Annotated in this window: 15 protein-coding genes and 1 pseudogene; 13 read left to right on the forward strand and 3 right to left on the reverse strand. The window is 68.0% G+C overall.

Annotated elements, in window-relative coordinates:
* The 3 genes and pseudogenes from tnpC to AC1D2E_RS13860 form a co-directional block, all read left to right on the forward strand.
* A partial coding sequence (tnpC, locus tag AC1D2E_RS13850) for an IS66 family transposase (protein WP_478197926.1) occupies window positions 1-1,204 on the forward strand: 1,204 nt, incomplete at its 5' end.
* Entirely contained in the window at window positions 1,201-1,422 is a 222-nt protein-coding gene (locus AC1D2E_RS13855; RefSeq protein WP_478197927.1) for a hypothetical protein, read from the forward strand. The genes tnpC and AC1D2E_RS13855, both read left to right, overlap by 4 nt.
* A 41-nt stretch (window positions 1,423-1,463) precedes the next feature.
* Window positions 1,464-1,991: pseudogene (locus AC1D2E_RS13860) on the forward strand (DDE-type integrase/transposase/recombinase); the annotation flags it as partial.
* On the opposite strand, the gene AC1D2E_RS13865 reads toward AC1D2E_RS13860, so the two are convergent.
* Window positions 1,887-2,417 (reverse strand): IS3 family transposase, encoded by a 531-nt coding sequence (locus tag AC1D2E_RS13865; protein WP_478197928.1) that lies wholly within the window; start codon window positions 2,415-2,417, stop codon window positions 1,887-1,889. The pseudogene AC1D2E_RS13860 and the gene AC1D2E_RS13865 overlap by 105 nt on opposite strands.
* A 169-nt stretch (window positions 2,418-2,586) precedes the next feature.
* On the opposite strand from AC1D2E_RS13865, the gene AC1D2E_RS13870 reads away from it, so the two are divergent.
* From AC1D2E_RS13870 to AC1D2E_RS13905, 8 genes are all read left to right on the forward strand, one after another.
* Window positions 2,587-3,762, forward strand: a complete 1,176-nt coding sequence (locus tag AC1D2E_RS13870) for a CaiB/BaiF CoA transferase family protein (RefSeq protein ID WP_478197929.1) — start codon at window positions 2,587-2,589, stop codon at window positions 3,760-3,762.
* A 41-nt stretch (window positions 3,763-3,803) separates the two neighbouring features.
* Window positions 3,804-4,772, forward strand: coding sequence for a Bug family tripartite tricarboxylate transporter substrate binding protein (locus AC1D2E_RS13875; RefSeq protein ID WP_478197930.1), 969 nt, complete (start codon window positions 3,804-3,806; stop codon window positions 4,770-4,772).
* A 9-nt stretch (window positions 4,773-4,781) separates the two neighbouring features.
* Window positions 4,782-5,564, forward strand: a complete 783-nt coding sequence (locus AC1D2E_RS13880; RefSeq protein ID WP_478197931.1) for an enoyl-CoA hydratase — start codon at window positions 4,782-4,784, stop codon at window positions 5,562-5,564.
* Between the two features lie 147 nt (window positions 5,565-5,711).
* On the forward strand, window positions 5,712-6,569 hold the full coding sequence (gene aroE / locus AC1D2E_RS13885) for a shikimate dehydrogenase (protein WP_478197932.1): 858 nt from the start codon (window positions 5,712-5,714) through the stop codon (window positions 6,567-6,569).
* 230 nt (window positions 6,570-6,799) lie between these two features.
* On the forward strand, window positions 6,800-8,002 hold the full coding sequence (locus tag AC1D2E_RS13890; protein ID WP_478197933.1) for an MFS transporter: 1,203 nt from the start codon (window positions 6,800-6,802) through the stop codon (window positions 8,000-8,002).
* A 46-nt stretch (window positions 8,003-8,048) separates the two neighbouring features.
* A complete protein-coding gene (gene dkgB, locus AC1D2E_RS13895) occupies window positions 8,049-8,858 on the forward strand; it encodes a 2,5-didehydrogluconate reductase DkgB (RefSeq protein ID WP_478197934.1) in 810 nt (269 codons plus the stop codon).
* A 288-nt stretch (window positions 8,859-9,146) separates the two neighbouring features.
* A complete protein-coding gene (locus tag AC1D2E_RS13900) occupies window positions 9,147-10,058 on the forward strand; it encodes a LysR family transcriptional regulator (protein WP_478197935.1) in 912 nt (303 codons plus the stop codon).
* 89 nt (window positions 10,059-10,147) lie between these two features.
* Window positions 10,148-10,927 carry a porin family protein gene (locus tag AC1D2E_RS13905; protein ID WP_478197936.1) on the forward strand — a complete coding sequence of 260 codons (780 nt, stop codon included), beginning with the start codon at window positions 10,148-10,150 and terminating at the stop codon, window positions 10,925-10,927.
* Between the two features lie 7 nt (window positions 10,928-10,934).
* Here AC1D2E_RS13905 and hmpA read toward each other — a convergent pair whose 3' ends face one another.
* Window positions 10,935-12,125: an NO-inducible flavohemoprotein gene (gene hmpA, locus AC1D2E_RS13910; protein WP_478197937.1), complete on the reverse strand. Its 1,191-nt coding sequence runs from the start codon at window positions 12,123-12,125 to the stop codon at window positions 10,935-10,937.
* 127 nt (window positions 12,126-12,252) lie between these two features.
* Here hmpA and norR point away from each other — a divergent pair, with 127 nt between their 5' ends.
* On the forward strand, window positions 12,253-13,878 hold the full coding sequence (gene norR, locus AC1D2E_RS13915) for a nitric oxide reductase transcriptional regulator NorR (protein WP_478197938.1): 1,626 nt from the start codon (window positions 12,253-12,255) through the stop codon (window positions 13,876-13,878).
* Window positions 13,879-13,882: 4 nt separating this feature from the next.
* Here the strand turns inward: norR and selD are convergent, their stop codons facing one another.
* Window positions 13,883-14,962 carry a selenide, water dikinase SelD gene (selD, locus tag AC1D2E_RS13920; protein WP_478197939.1) on the reverse strand — a complete coding sequence of 360 codons (1,080 nt, stop codon included), beginning with the start codon at window positions 14,960-14,962 and terminating at the stop codon, window positions 13,883-13,885.
* 106 nt (window positions 14,963-15,068) lie between these two features.
* Here selD and AC1D2E_RS13925 point away from each other — a divergent pair, with 106 nt between their 5' ends.
* A complete protein-coding gene (locus tag AC1D2E_RS13925; RefSeq protein WP_478197940.1) occupies window positions 15,069-15,926 on the forward strand; it encodes a putative selenate ABC transporter substrate-binding protein in 858 nt (285 codons plus the stop codon).
* Window positions 15,927-15,930: the final 4 nt, after the last annotated feature.

Raw genomic sequence — 15,930 nt, forward strand, 5'->3', positions numbered from 1 at the left:
CCACGAGCCGGCCGACACGACGTGCGGCTGCGGCCAGCCGATGGTGCGCGTGGGTGAGGACGTGAGCGAGCGGCTCGACGTGGTCCCGGCCGAGTTCTTCGTGCATCGCCACGTCCGCGGCAAGTGGGCGTGCCGGTGCTGCCAGACGTTGGTGCAGGAGCCCGTGGACCCGCAGATCGTCGACAAGGGGTTGCCCACGGCGGGCCTGGTGGCCCATACCCTGGTCGGTCGCTTCATCGATCACCTGCCGTACTACCGGCTGGAGCAGATCAACGCCCGCTCGGGCGTGGCGACGCCGCGCTCGACGTTGGCGAACTGGGCGGGCGCCGCCGGCGCTGCACTTGCGCCGCTGTACGACGCGCACCGCGAGTTCATCCTCGGCGCGCGCGTGCTGCACGCCGATGAGACCCCGGTGAGCCTGCTCGATCCCGGCGCCGGCAAGACGCGCAAGGCTTATGTGTGGGCCTACGCGCGAGGCGCCTTCGACCCGGTGCCGGGCGTGGCTTATGACTTCTGCATCAGCCGGGCCGCACGCCATCCGGTCGCGTTCCTCGGTCGATGGCGGGGGACGCTCACCTGTGACGACTATGGCGCCTACGATGTCGTCTTCAAGCTYGAAGACCGCATCGAAGCCGGATGCCTCGCGCACGCGCGACGCAAGTTCGACGAGTTGCTGAAAACGGGCGCSAGCGCGATCGCCACGCCSGCGCTRCAGCGCATYGCCGCGCTCTACCGMATCGAGCAGGAGATCRCGCAGCTCACAGCCGACGAGCGGCTGGCCGCGCGCCGCCAACGCAGCCAGCSGCTGTGGGACGCGCTGCATGCGTGGRTGGTCATCGAACGCCAGCGCGTGCCTGAKGGCGGCGGSGCTGCCGGCGCGCTCGACTACAGCCTCARGCGCTGGGCCGCGCTCGGCCGCTTCCTGGTCGACGGCGAGGTGAGCATCGACAACAACCACTGCGAAAACTTGATCCGTCCCTGGGCGATGGGTCGAAAGGCATGGCTGTTTGCTGGCAGCGAGTTGGCGGGTCAACGCGCAGCCGTCGTCATGAGCCTCGCGCACTCGGCCAAGCTGCACGGTCACGATCCCTGGATCTACCTCAAGGAYGTGCTCGAGCGGTTGCCGCTGCATCCCAACCACCGCATCGAAGAGCTGTTGCCGCATCGGTGGTGTGCACCAGAGCCCGCGACGACAGCGCCATGAAGAACATCCAAGCATTGATCGACGACGGCGGCGAGATCACGCTCGGAGCGCTCCCGCCCCATGAATGCGCAGCCACCGCCGCCGACGGCAACAACGCCCTGGCAATGCTGGTACGCCGAGACGGTGAAACACTCAACGCGCTGCTCAAGCGGCTCGATCGAGCCATCGGTATGTATTACGACGACGGTGAAACCGTCGACGAGGTCAACGGCCCCTGATCTGCGATCGTCTGGCAAGGTGGGGCGGCCGGTCGCTTACGGCGTTTCCTGGTCAGGGCGTGATGAAGCCCGAGCAGGCTGAGCTGAAGCGTCTGAGGAAAAAGAATGCCAAGCTCAAGATGGAGCGTGACCCGCTCAAAAAAAGGGCGGCGGCCCACTTCGCCCGGGTGTCGACGTGAGATTCGGCTTCATGGCGAAGCACAGAGGGGCCTGGGTCTCCGCAGGACCGCGGTGCTCGAAGCGCCATCGCCGACAACGTGCTGGACCGTCAGTCCCGAGCCGATGCACCCAACCAGAAGTGGGTGGCCGACTTTACCTGCATCTGGACAGCTGAGGGCTGGCTGTACACGGCGGCGGTGCTCGACCTGTACTCGCGTCGCATCGTCGGTTGGTCGATGCAGGAGAGCATGACCTCGCAGCTCGTTGCCGACGCGCTGATGATGGCGGTGTGGCGCCGGGGCAAGTCAGTCGCTTTGCTGCATCACTCGGACCAAGTAAGCCTTGGCTTCCACGAGCCGTGGGTACAAGCAGCCCGGCGCCGGGCTTTCTCTGCCAGTATGCCGAGTGCTGCACAGACCAGCTTCGCATCGATCGTCTCGGACATCGCCTCCCCACGATCCAGCGGCTCGCCTGCTCGCCAGGTCCATCACCACGGCCAAGTGCAGCCAGCCCTCGTCGGTTGCAACATACGCGATGTCGGCCACCCAGGCCCGGATCGGTTGYGCGCCATCGAAGCGACGATCCAGGAGGTTGAGTGTCACAGGCAAGCGATGCCCCGAGTCGATGGTGACTGCCCAGGCCCGCCGATACACCGGACGTAGCCCTTGGCGCTTGAGGCTTCGGCGCACCCGCTCGGCGCTGACGCGCTCGCCTTGCTGGTGAAGCTGCTGCGTGATGCGCGGTCGACCATAGCTGCCTCGGCTGTTGCGGTGCGCGAGCTGGACCTTGCTATCCAGAGTCTTGTTTGTGAGGACCCGAGCGCTGGGCGCTCGCACGCGCCACTGGCGGTACGGTGGGTGACCGTCCGACTCAAGCCCGAGAAGTCCCCGTGATATGCCAGCGCGCTCCGTTCGATTCAGACCAACCCCCGCTTCGAAACATTCGACTGGATGCGCTTCGAGGCGCTGCCTAGACTGCGAAAGCTTTCAATTCAATGGAGACTAAATGCTCGATCAAGCCCTCGCCGGCATCAAGGTACTCGACCTGTCTCGGATCCTCGCGGGACCGTGGTGTACGCAGAACCTGGCCGACCTCGGGGCCGACGTTATCAAGGTGGAGCATCCCGGCCGCGGCGACGACACGCGCCAGTGGGGCCCGCCCTACATCGAGGAAGACGGCGGCGCGGCCCGGTTGTCGTCCTACTTCAGCTGCTGCAACCGGGGCAAGCGGTCCGTCGCGATCGACTTCTCCGAAGAAGCCGGCGCGCGCCAGATCATCGAATTGGCCAGGGACGCCGATGTGCTGGTCGAGAACTACAAGGCGGGCGCGCTGGCGCGCTACGGCCTCGATCACCAGACCCTTCGCGCCATCAATCCGCGATTGATCTACGTCTCGATCACGGGCTTCGGCCAGACCGGCCCGATGGCCGACAAGCCCGGCTACGACTATGTGTTCCAGGGCATGGGCGGCCTGATGAGCTACACCGGCCACCCCGATGGCGAACCGGGCGCGGGGCCGCTGCGCACCGGTGTCGCGGTGGTCGACCTGTCGACGGGCATGTATGCGACCTCGGCCGTCCTGGCTGCGTTGTTCCAGCGGCAGGCGACCGGGCAAGGCCAATACATCGACATCGCGCTGCTCGACGTCGCGGTGGCGCTCAACGCCAACCAGGGAGCCAACTACCTGGTGTCGGGCGTGAACCCGCAGCGCAGCGGCAACGCGCATCCGAACTGCGCACCGTACGAGGTGTTCCGCTGCGCCGACGGGCACCTGATCCTGGCGATTGGCAACGATGCCCAGTTCAAGCGCTTCTGCGAGGTTGCCGAGCGCGCCGATCTTGCGGTTGACGCGCGCTTCGAAACCAACCCGGATCGCATCCTGAATCTGCCTGCGCTGCGCACCGTGCTGACCGAGCTGTTTGCCGCTCGCACGCGCAGCAGCTGGACCCGGGCCTTCGACGAAGCGGGCGTGCCATGGGGCCCGATCAACAGCCTCGAAGAGGTCTTCGCCGACCCGCAGGTGCGGCATCGGCGCATGGTGCAGGTGCTCATGCATCCGGTGCTGGGCGAGATCCCGACCGTGCGCAATCCGATGCTCGGCACGCACCCGCTTCCAGCCCGCGACGCGTTGCCGCCTCCCGCGCTCCCCGACCCCACGCCGCATGCGGCGACCTGGGCCTGACTCGCCGATTCACACGCCATCCATCGAAAGACGAAAGAGACATGAAGAAAAGAGCAATGCTCGCCTTGAGCTTGGCATTCATCGCCGCCGCGATGCCCGCGCACTCTCAAAGCTACCCCGACAAGCCCGTGAAGCTGATCGTTCCGTACGCGCCCGGCGGCACGACTGACCTGCTGGCGCGCATCATCGGCACCCGGCTCGGCGCGATCCTGAAGCAGCCTTTCGTGGTCGAGAACCGGCCTGGTGCCGGCGGCTCGGTGGGCTCGGCGCATGCGGCCAAGCAGCCGGCCGACGGCTACACGCTGGTGATGGTGGTCGAGAGCTCGCATGCGGTGAATCCGAACGTCTACGCCAAGACCGCCTACGACCCGGTCAAGGACTTCGCGCCGATCAGCAACATCGCCGACGTGCCGAACGTGCTGGTGGTCAACCCCGGCTTCCCGGCCTCCGACCTGAAGGGCCTGGTGAAGGAGCTGAAGGCGAATCCCGAGAAGTACTCCTTCGGTTCTTCGGGCAACGGCGGGCTGAGCCATATCAACGGCGAGCTGTTCCAGCACGTCACGGACACCCGCATGCTGCACGTACCGTACAAGGGGCTGGGTCCTGCGCTGTCGGACCTGATGGCCGGTCAGGTGAGCATGGTCTTCGACAATATTCCTTCGTCCGCAGGGCTCATTCAGGGCGGGCAGGTCAGGCCGCTGGCGGTGGCGGCGAAGCAGCGGCTCAAGCTGCTGCCGCAGGTGCCGACCTATGCGGAGGCCGGCTTTGCGGACATGAACAATCCGTCCTGGTTCGGGATCGGCGCACCGGCCGGAACGCCCGGGAAGATCCTCGACACACTCAACGCCGCGGTGCGCCAGGCGCTCGCCGACCCTGAAGTCGCCGCCGCCATCGAGAAGCAGGGCGCGATCCCCAGCCCGATGTCGCGCGTCGACTTCGCCGGACTGGTGGCGAGCCAGAACGAACGCTGGAAGAAGGTCATCCACGACATCGGCTTCGAGAAGCTCTGAAAGACCACCATGGCAGATTTCCTCCTGCATCATGCAGCCGTCGCCATCGATGCCGAGGGCATCGCTACCGTCACGCTTCGCGAAGCGAAGTCGCTGAACATCCTGGGCACGCCGGTCATCGCCGACCTGACAGCGGCCATGCGTCGGCTGGTCGGCGATGCAAGCCTGCGCGCGGTGGTTCTTCGYGGCAGCGGCGACAAGGCCTTCGTCGCCGGCGCCGACATCAAGGAGATGGGCGCGCTGGAGGTCGCCTCGGCCCGGACTTTCATCGACAACCTGCGGCAGTTGTGCGAAGCCGTGCGGCAGTCCCCTGTGCCGGTCATCGCCCGCATTCCCGGCTGGACCCTGGGCGGCGGCCTCGAGCTCGCCCTGGCCTGCGACATCCGCATCGCCTCGGACCAGGCGCACTTCGGCATGCCCGAGGTCAAGGTCGGCATTCCGTCCATCATTCATGCGGCCCTTCTCCCCCGGCTGATCGGCCATGCCCGCGCCAACTGGCTGCTGCTGACCGGTGAAACCATCGATGCGCGGCGGGCCCTGTCCTGGGGGCTGGTCGATGCGGTCGTCGCGCCCGAGGCTCTCGACGCGGAGGTCGCCCGCACGGCCTGCCGGTTCGCCTCCTATGGTCCGGCGGTGCTGCGCCAGCAGAAACGGCTGCTGCGCGAGTGGCAGCAGGAGCCGCTGGAGGTCTCGATCCTGCGAGGCGTGGACGAGTTCGCAAGCGCCTTTGCGACGGGGGAGCCGCAGCGGTACATGAAGGACTTCGTCGACAGGAAGGGACAGCCCCGCTGACAGCCCCTCCCGGCGGCGTTTCGGAGGATTCCGATGGGTCGCGCCGGCGGCGATCGCTACGCTCGAAGTGTTGAACTCAACGCACGCCTTCTCTGCTTGCCCCAGCGCACCGACCATGGCGCGAAGCCCTTGCCGGAGAATGAACGCATGAACACCGAACACCATTTCCTGAGCTTGTTGACGGGATCCTTCGCGTCGCCGGCCGACGAGAATCCGACGGTGGCGATGATCGAGGCGGCGTACCGTGCGCTCGGGCTCGATGCACGCTATATCAACTGCGACGTGCCTGCCGCCATGTTGGGCGACGCCGTGCGAGGCGCGCGCGCCATGGGATGGGCCGGCTTCAATTGCTCGATTCCGCACAAGCTTGCGGTGATCGAGCATCTGGATGCCCTCGCACCCTCGGCGGCCCTGATCGGTGCCGTCAATTGCGTGGTGCTGCGAGAAGGCCGTCTGGTGGGCGAGAACACCGATGGCCAGGGCTTCCTGGACTCGCTGCGCACGGTGGCCGAACCGGGCGGCAGCCGGGTCACGCTGTTCGGTGCCGGCGGCGCAGCGCGTGCCATCGCGGTCGAACTCGCGCTGGCTGGCGCGGGCCACATCACCATCGTCAACAGGCGTGCCGAACCGGCGCGCGAACTGGCCGAGCTGATCAGCCAGCGCACCGGCGCGCAGGCGAGCGCCGTGCCCTGGACGCCGCATCATCGCGTGGACAGGCAGACCGGCATCGTTGTCAACGCGACCTCGATCGGGCTGTTCCCGAACGTCGGCGCAATGCCCGATCTCGACACCGACAGTTTGCACCCCGGCATGGTGGTGGCCGACGTCATTCCGAATCCGCCGCGTACAGCGCTCATCGAAGCGGCGACGCAACGCGGCTGCGTCACGCTCGATGGGTTGGGAATGCTGGTGAACCAGGGCTTGATCAGCATCGCGCACTGGACGGGACAGACGGCCGACGCCGCCGTGATGCGGGCGACGCTGGAGGGGCTGTTCAGCCCCTGAACCGGGGGCCGCCCATGGGCTTCGCCATCCGGCCCGTTCTGCTTTCTCGACGATCGCATCGGTGAGCTGCGCGCGGCTCTGCTCAGGCCGCTCGCTGCTTCCGCATGCGACAGATGACCTGCCGCTCCGTATCCATTGTTGATTCCAAGTCAATTGTGTTCTGAGCAGAACGGTGTTTTTCTGCAAGGATCATGCGGCCACACTCCGTCCCGTTCCACAGGAGTGTCTACATGCCCATTGCCTTGTTCGCGCTGACGCTCAGCGCATTCGCCGTCGGCACGACGGAGTTCGTGATCGTCGGCCTTCTCCCCACCGTCGCGGCCGACCTCGGCATCGGGCTGCCCTCGGCCGGCCTGCTGATCAGCCTCTATGCGCTGGGCGTCGCGATCGGCGCGCCGGTTCTGACCGCGCTCACCGGCAAGCTGCCGCGCAAGGCGCTGCTGCTCGGCCTGATGGCGCTGTTCACCGCCGGCAACCTGCTGGCCTGGCAGGCGCCGAGCTACGAGTCGTTGATCGTGGCGCGCGTGCTGACCGGCCTCGCGCACGGCGTGTTCTTCTCGATCGGCTCGACCATCGCCACCGGCCTGGTGTCGAAGGAGAAGGCGGCCAGCGCCATTGCGATCATGTTCACCGGCCTCACTGTCGCGCTGGTCACCGGTGTGCCGCTGGGCACCTTCATCGGCCAGCAATTCGGCTGGCGCGAGACTTTCCTGGCAGTCTCCGCGCTCGGCGTGGTCGCCTTCATCGGCAGCTGGATCTTCGTGCCGAACAACATCAAGCACACGCCGCCGGCCTCGCTCGTGCAGCAGGCCAAGGTGCTGGGCGAGCCGCGGCTGCTGCTCGTGTATGCCAAGACGGCCATCGGCTACGGCGGCTCCTTCATCCCCTTCACCTTCCTCGCGCCGATCCTGCAGGAGGTTTCGGGCTTCGACGCCGGCGCGGTGGGCTGGGTGATGCTGGTGTACGGCGTCTCGGTGGCCGCGGGCAACCTCTGGGGCGGCAAGCTGGCCGACCGCAAGGGCCCGATTCCGGCACTCAGGATCATCTTCGCGCTGCTGGCTGCCGTCCTGCTGCTGTTCAACTTCACGGCGCCGCACAAGTGGCTGGCCCTGGTCACCGTGCTCCTGTGGGGCGCGGTCGCCTTCGGCAACGTGCCCGGCCTGCAGGTGTATGTGGTCAAGCAGGCTGCGCGCTTCACGCCGCAGGCGGTGGACGTGGCTTCGGGCCTGAATATCGCAGCCTTCAACCTCGGGATCGCTCTCGCGGCCTGGGCCGGCGGCCTGATCGTGACGCACCTGGGCTTGATGCATACGCCCTGGATCGGTGCCCTGGTGGTTCTGGTGTCGCTGGCGCTCACGCAGTGGAGCGGCGTACTGGACCGGCGCGCCGGCATCCCGGTGCGGGCCCGCGGCCCCTTGCCCGTCGGCCACTGAACAAATCGCCAACCCCCGCTCTCGGCTTCACCCACAAGGACATCTCATGAACAACGCTATTCCCGCCTTCGGCCTCGGCACTTTCCGCCTGCAGGGCCGGACAGTCATCGACTCGGTCAGGAACGGCCTCGATCTCGGCTACCGCCTGGTCGACACGGCCCAGATCTACGGCAACGAAGCCGAGGTCGGCCAGGCCATCGCCGAAAGCGGCGTGGCCCGCGCGGACCTGTTCATCACCACCAAGATCTGGACCGAGAACCTGGCGAAGGACAAACTCGCCGCGAGCCTGAAGGACAGCCTCGGCAAGCTGCGCACCGACCACGTGGACCTGGCGCTGATCCATTGGCCTTCGCCCGGCGATGCCGTGCCGGTGGCGGAGTTCATGGGCGCGCTGGCCGAGGCGCAGGACCGGGGCCTGGCCAGGCGCATCGGCGTCTCGAACTTCAACATCGCGCTGCTGCGTGAAGCCATCGACGCCGTCGGCGCCGAGCGCATCGCGACGCACCAGATCGAACTGCACCCCGCGCTGCAGAACCGCAAGGTGGTTGCGTTCACCGCGGCGCGGGGCATCCACACCACCTCGTACATGACGCTGGGTTACGGCAAGGCGCTGCAGGAGCCGGTGATCCAGGACATCGCGCGGCAGCGCGGCGCGACGCCCGCACAGGTCACGCTGGCCTGGGCCATGCAGCACGGCTTCGCGGTCATTCCCTCGTCGACGAAGCGCGTCAATCTGGAAAGCAACCTCCAGGCGCGCGCACTGCGGCTGAGCGATGCGGAGATGGCGCGGATCGACGCGCTGGACAAAGGCGCCCGTCTGGTCGATCCCGACGGCCTGGCACCGCGCTGGGATTGATGACGCAACCCCGAGCCAACATCACCCGAGGACCTCATCCCCATGAACRCACCGACCAGACCGCCGTTCGCCGGCAACCCGGCGAGCGAACCAGCCGCGGTCCTCACATCACCTGCTCGAAGCGGATCGGCAGGTCGCGCACGCGCTTGCCGGTCGCGTGATGGATCGCATAGGCCACCCCTTGTCAAGGCTCCTTGGCCGCGATTGTCGAGATTTCCACCTATTGAGTTCAATGCATAGTGAAGATAACCTCAATGCAGAGGCTGCAATTGGCCGCCGAGGAGTCGCATGGACCTCAAGCGTTGGACGCACATCGTCGCCGTGGCCGACAGGCGCAGCTTCATCCGCGCGGCCGAGCAGGTGCACCTGAGCCAGCCGGCCCTCACGCGCAGCATCCAGGCGGCCGAGGCCGAGCTCGGGTTGCTGCTGTTCGACCGCGGCAGCCAGGAGGTGGTGCCCACGCCGGCCGGCGAATTCATCGTCGCCCGGGCGCGCCGTCTGGTGTTCGACAACCGCTGCCTGGAGCGCGACATCGCGCTCTACCGCAGCCTGGAGCTCGGTGACACCGCCTTCGGCGCCGGGCCGTTTCCGGCTGCGACCTTTCTGGCGCCGCTGCTGGCGTCGATGCGGCGCGAGTTCCCGGCCATCAACCTGCGGGTCGAGATCAGCAACTGGCAGTTGCTGCTGAAGCGATTACGGGAGGAGGACATCGAGTTCTTCGTCGCCGACACGCGCGACCTGCCGACCGACAGCAGCCTCGCGCTGCGTCCGCTGCGGCAGGAGTCCGGTGGCTTCTATGTGCGGGACGGCCACCCGCTCGCACGCCGCGGGCCGGTGACGCTGCCGAAATTGTGGGCGCACGGGGTGCTGTCTGTGCGGCTGCCCGCGGGCGTGCGGGCCGCGCTCGCGCGGCTGGCGGGCCTGCCGTCGGCGAGCGACTTCTCGCTGGCGCTCGAATGCGACGACGTCGGGCTGCTGAAGGCCATCGCGCTCGAATGCGACTCCGTGCTCGCTGCACCGCACGCGGCGGTGGCGAAGGAGGTCGAGGACGGCCAGCTGCGGGCGCTGGAGGTCAAGGGCCTGGTGCCCACCGCGTCCGAGATGGGCATCGTGACGCTGAACGGGCGCACGCCGTCGCCGATGGCCCGGCTGATCATCGACCGGCTGCCGGTCGGGGCCTCGGCGCCGGGCTCCGCTTGAGCATCGCGTTCGGCCGCGAATGTCGCCTCGCGGGTAGCCGCCGGGCCCTATCATGTCGTGCTCAAAATTCAACTGAGGCCACGAACACGATGCGTCCAACCCTGCACGGCCGGTTCCCGGCGAGGTCCTTCCTCTTCACCTTCTGCGGCCTCGGCGCCACGCTGGCCTGCCTGCCGGTGGCGGCCCAGAACATTCCATCGACCAACGACTGGCAGTTCGAATTCGTGCCCTATCTGTGGACGGCCGGTGTCCGCTCGGACTTCAAGTTCGGCCCGCTGCCCGGCAGCACCGTCTCGGTGAATTCCATGACCCTGCTGAAGGCGCTTGAATTCGGCGCCATGGGCACGCTGGAGGCCCGCAAGGGCGACTGGGGCGGCTTTCTCGACATGCAGTACATCAAGCTCGGCGTCTCCAATCAGGTCGCCGGCGGGCTCCTGGGCGGCTACGACGTCGACTACGTGCAGCAGGTCTACACCCTGGCCGGCACCTACCGCGTGCTCAACGGACCGGTGGCGGTCGACGTGCTCGGCGGCGGCCGCTACGTCAATGTCAAGGCCGACGTGAACATCTCGCCGAGCCTGCGGGGTCTGGGAGGCCAGATCGAGGACTCGGGCGGTGCCTGGAACGGCATCGTGGGCGTGCGCGCCCTCATGCCGCTCAATGACAAGTGGTCTCTGCTCGGCTACCTGGATGTGGGTGAAGGCAGTGCGACCTCGAGCTGGCAGGCCTTGGCCGGTGCCAGCTACCGGTATTCGCCCACCGTGTCGCTGAAGTTCGGCTATCGCTACCTGAGCTACAAGTTCGACGACCGCGTCCTCAGCAAGATCGCGTTGGGCGGTCCCTACTTCGGCGCCGGCTTCAAGTTCTGAAGAGGCCCTATTCGAGCGCCGAGGCCGGCCCGAAGAACTCGTAGCGGGCCTGCCGATCCGGCACGCCCAGGGTTCGAAGCGCGCTCTTCACCTGCTGCATGAAGGGCTTCGGGCCGAGGAAGTAGGCATCGATGTCGCGCGTCGCCGGCAGCCACTGTGCGAGCTTCTGGGCGTCGAGCCGGCCCACTGCGTGCGGTGCATCGGTTTGCGCTGCGTCCCTGGCCACCTCCTCGTAGCAATAGAAGCGCTCGAGCTGCGGGTGCTTGTGCGCCAGCGCATCGATGGCTTGGCGGAAGGCGTGCACGCCGCGGGTGCGTGCGCAATGGATGAAATGCACCGCGCGCGAGGTCTTCAGCGCGGCCTCGAGCATCGCCAGCGTCGGCGTGATGCCGACGCCGCCGCTGATCAGCACCAGCGGCCGCTCGCTGGCCTCCAGCGTGAAGGCGCCCGCAGGCGGGAACAGCTCGACCGTGCCGCCTTCGCCGAGCTGGTCGTGCAGGTAGTTGGACGCCAGGCCGCCGGCTTCGCGCTTGACGCTGATTCGGTAGGTCTTGCCGTTCGGCGCCGCCGACAGCGAGTAGTTGCGGCGGATCTCGTTGCCGTCGACGACCAGCCGCAGGCCGATGTACTGGCCGGGCTTGAAGTCGAGGATCGGGCCGCCATCGGTCGGCGCGAGATAGAAGGAATGGATCTCCTCGCTCTCGACCTGTTTCTTCACCACCGTGAACGACCGGGCGCCGCGCCATCCGCCGGGCGCGTCGGCGCGCTCGTCGTAGGCCTGCTTCTCGGCGCCGATCAGGATGTCGGCAAGCTGGCCATAGGCGGCGGCCCAGGCGGCGATGACCTCGTCGGTGGCGATCTCGGCGCCCAGCACCTCGCGGATCGCGCGCAGCAGGCAGGCACCGACGATCGGATAGTGCTCGGGCTGCACCTGCAGCGCGACGTGCTTGTTGACGATCTGGCCGGCGAGATCGCCGAGCGCCTCGAGCCGGTCGATGTTCTTCGCGTACATCAGCACGCCGTTGGCGAGCGCACGCGGCTGTTCGCCGCTGGCCTGGTGGGCCTGGTTGAAGAGCGGCCGCACTTCCGGATGCTCGCCGAGCATGATCCGGTAGAAGTGGGTCGTCAGCGCCTCGCCGCCGGTTTCGAGCAGCGGCACGGTGGCGGTGACGATGGACTTTTGTTGGGTGGTCAGCATGGAAGGGTTCCTGGAGTGCACATTGAATGTCTTGTGCACTGCAATACCCGTTCCAGGCGCACCCGCCAGGAAAATCAATGACTTGGCGCGATCAGTGTCTTTTTGACTCAGCTAACATCGTGTCTCAATGACTCATCAACGTGTCCATCTGACTGCCGACAAGCTGCTCGAGGCGGTTGCGCCGCTGTTGGCGGACATGGGCGCCGGCCTGCCCGGCGAGGAACTCTACCGCCGCCTGCTGCAGTCGCTGCGCCTGCTGCTGCCCTGCGATGCGGCGGCGCTGCTTCGGCTGGAGGACGGCAGTCTGCTGCCGCTGGCGGTCGATGGCTTGAGCCGCGACACGCTGGGCCGCCGTTTCCGGATCGCCGAGCACCCGCGCTTCGCTGCGCTGCTGGGAGCGGGCGGGCCCTTGCGCTTTCCGTCCGACAGTCCGCTGCCGGACCCGTACGACGGCCTGGTGGAGGGCGTGCACGGCGGCCTCGACGTGCACGATTGCGTCGGCTGCCCGATCCAGCTCAACCAGCGGATCTGGGGCCTGCTGACGCTCGACGCGCTGCAGGCCGACCGCTTCTCGCGTGCAGACCTGGCGGCGCTGCAGCTGTTCGCGAACCTGGCCGCAGCGATCGTGACCGTGGCCGGCCGCATCGAGCAGCTCGAGAACCGGGTCGCGCTCGAGAGCMTGCGCGCGGAGGGCTTCAGGCTCGCCGCGGCGCCGCGGGCGCGCGAGCTGATCGGGCGCAGCGCGGCCATGYRCCAGTTGCTGGCCGATATCCAGCTGGTCGCCGGCAGCGAGCTGTCGGTGCTGATCCAGGGCGAGACCGGCGTCGGCAAGGAACTGGTCGCGGAGGCGATCCATGCCGGCTCGGCGCGGGCGGCGCGACCGATGATCAGCCTCAACTGCGCGGCCTTGCCCGAGACGCTGGTCGAGAGCGAACTCTTCGGCCACGTGAAGGGCGCCTTCACGGGCGCCACCGGCGACCGGCCGGGCAAGTTCGAGCTGGCCGACGGCGGCACGCTGTTTCTCGACGAGGTCGGCGAGCTCTCGATGCCGGTGCAGGCCAAGCTGCTGCGTGTGCTGCAGAGCGGCCAGCTGCAGCGCCTGGGCTCCGACCGCGAGCACCGCGTGGATGTGCGCCTGATCGCGGCCAGCAACCGCGATCTCGCCGAGGAGGTGCGGGCCGGGCGGCTGCGGGCCGACTTCTATCACCGCCTGAGCGCCTATCCGCTGCGTGTGCCACCGTTGCGGGAGCGGGGCCGCGACGTGCTGCTGCTCAGCGGCTTCTTCCTCGAGGAGAACCGTTCCCGGCTCGGCGCCGGCGCCGCCCGGCTGGATCCGAGCGCGCAGGCGGCGCTGCTGGCCTATGGCTGGCCGGGCAACGTGCGCGAACTGGAGCACTTGCTCGGCCGCAGCGTGCTGAAGGCGCGCGCCCGGCACCCGCAGCGGCCGCGCATCCTGAGCCTGGGCGCGGAGGATCTCGAACTAGAGGCGCACCCCGCCGATGCACTGTCGGCCGCGGGCGGCGCCGCGGTGGCCGGGCCGGACAGTGCCGGCAGCGGGCGAGAGGGCGAATTGCTTCAGGACGCGGTCGATGCGCTGAAGCGGGAGCGGGTCCGCACGGCGCTCGCGACGCATGGCTTCAACCGGGCGGCGGCGGCGCAGTCGCTCGGTCTCGACCGCGCCAACCTGATCCGGCTGGCGAAACGGCTGGGTGTCGCGCTGGAGCCGCCCGGCCAGGGGCCGCGCGCACCGTGAGGCTTCAGGGCAGGATGCGCAAACCCGCGGCACCGGCTTCGACATGGCCGATCGCCGCCGCGGCGCCGAAGCCTTCGCTGCGGAAGATCTCCAGCACCGCATCGACCACCTCGGGCGCGCAGCTCACCAGCAGGCCGCCGGCGGTCTGCGGGTCGCTGGCCAGCGCCTGCGCGGTGGCGGGCAGGCCCGCGGCGAGTTCCACCTCGGCGCCGTAGCCGCTCCAGTTGCGGCTCGAGGCGCCGGTCACGAAGCCTTCGGCGGCCAGCGCCTCGACACCCGCGAGCAACGGCACTTTCGACCACTCGACCACGGCCCTCAGTCCGGCCCCGCGCGCGAGTTCGAGCGTGTGGCCGGCCAGGCCGAAGCCCGTGACGTCGGTCAATGCATGCACGCCGGGCAGCGCCGCCAGCGCGATGCCCGGCGTGTTGAGCCGGGTCGTGCTGTCGATCAGCTGGCGGTAGCCGGCCTCCGGCAGCTGTTCCTTCTTGAGCGCCGCCGAGAGCACGCCGACACCCAGCGGCTTGCCGAGCACCAGCACGTCGCCGGGACGGGCATCGGCGTTGCGCTTGACCTGGGCCGGGTCGATCAGTCCCATGACCACCAGCCCGTAGATCGGTTCGACCGAGTCGATGGTGTGGCCGCCGGCGATCGGGATGCCGGCCGAGCGGCAGACGTCCTGGCCGCCGCGCACGATCTCGCCGATGGCCTCGAGCGGCAGCTGGTTGACCGGCATTGCGACCAGCGCCAGCGCCATGATGGGCTTGCCGCCCATCGCGTAGACGTCGCTGATCGCATTGGTGGCGGCGATGCGGCCGAACTCGTACGGGTCGTCGACGATCGGCATGAAGAAATCGGTGGTCGCGATCAGGGCCTGGCGGTCGTTCAGCCGGTAGACCGCGGCATCGTCGGCGGTCTCGATGCCGACCATCAGCTCGGGCGGCATCAGGCCGCCGGCACCGCTCTTGAGGATCTGCGAGAGCACGCCGGGCGCGATCTTGCAGCCGCAGCCGCCGCCGTGCGAGAAGCTGGTGAGCCGCAGCGGCGCCAGGGGGTTGACGGGGCGGGAGGAGGGGGATTCGGTCATGGCGGGAAGCGGGTCGGACGGGTGCCCATTATCGAAGCCGGAACATCGGTTCGTCTTTCTACAATCGACGGTTGTCCGCTTTCTCGCGCTCCGGCGTCGCCCATCCATGAAAAAACTCTCCCGCCTCGCTGCCGCACTGGCCCTGTCCGCCTGTGCGGTGGCCGCCCTGGCCCAGGGCAAGGTGCTGCGCGTTTCCGCCATCCCCGACGAGGCGCCGACCGAACTGCAGCGCAAGTTCAAGCCGCTGGGCGACTACCTGCAGAAGGAAACCGGCCTGGAGGTGAAGTTCACCCCGGTGACCGACTACGCGGCGGTCGTCGAGGGCCTCGCGACCGACAAGCTCGACCTCGCCTGGCTCGGCGGCTTCACCTTCGTGCAGGCGCGCATCCGCACCCATGGCGGCGTGGTGCCGATCGTGCAGCGCGCCGAGGACAAGGTCTTCACCAGCAAGTTCATCGTGCCGATCGACAGCAGCGCCAAGACCCTGGCCGACCTGAAGGGCAAGACCTTCGCCTTCGGCGCGCCGTCCTCCACCTCGGGCAGCCTGATGCCGCGCTATTTCCTGCTGCAGGCCGGCATCGATCCCGAGCGCGACTTCAAGACCGTGGCCTTCTCCGGCGCGCACGATGCCACCGTGGCCTTCGTCGCCGCCGCGCGGGCCGAAGCCGGCGTGCTCAATGCCTCGGTCTGGGACAAGCTGGTCGAAGCGAAGAACCCGAACGCGGCCAAGGTGCGCGTGCTGGCCACCACGCCGACCTACTACGACTACAACTGGACGGTGCGCCCGGGGCTCGATCCGGCCGTGACGAAGAAGCTGACCGAGGCTTTCCTGAAGCTCGATCCCGCGGACCCGGCCCACAAGGAAATCATGGACCTGCAGCGCGCCAGCAAGTTCATCCCGACCCAGTCGTCGAACTACGACGGCATCGAGGCTGCGGCCAAGTCGGCCGGCCTGATCAAGTGATGCG

It is taken from the genome of Variovorax sp. P1_H2, from assembly GCF_056405295.1.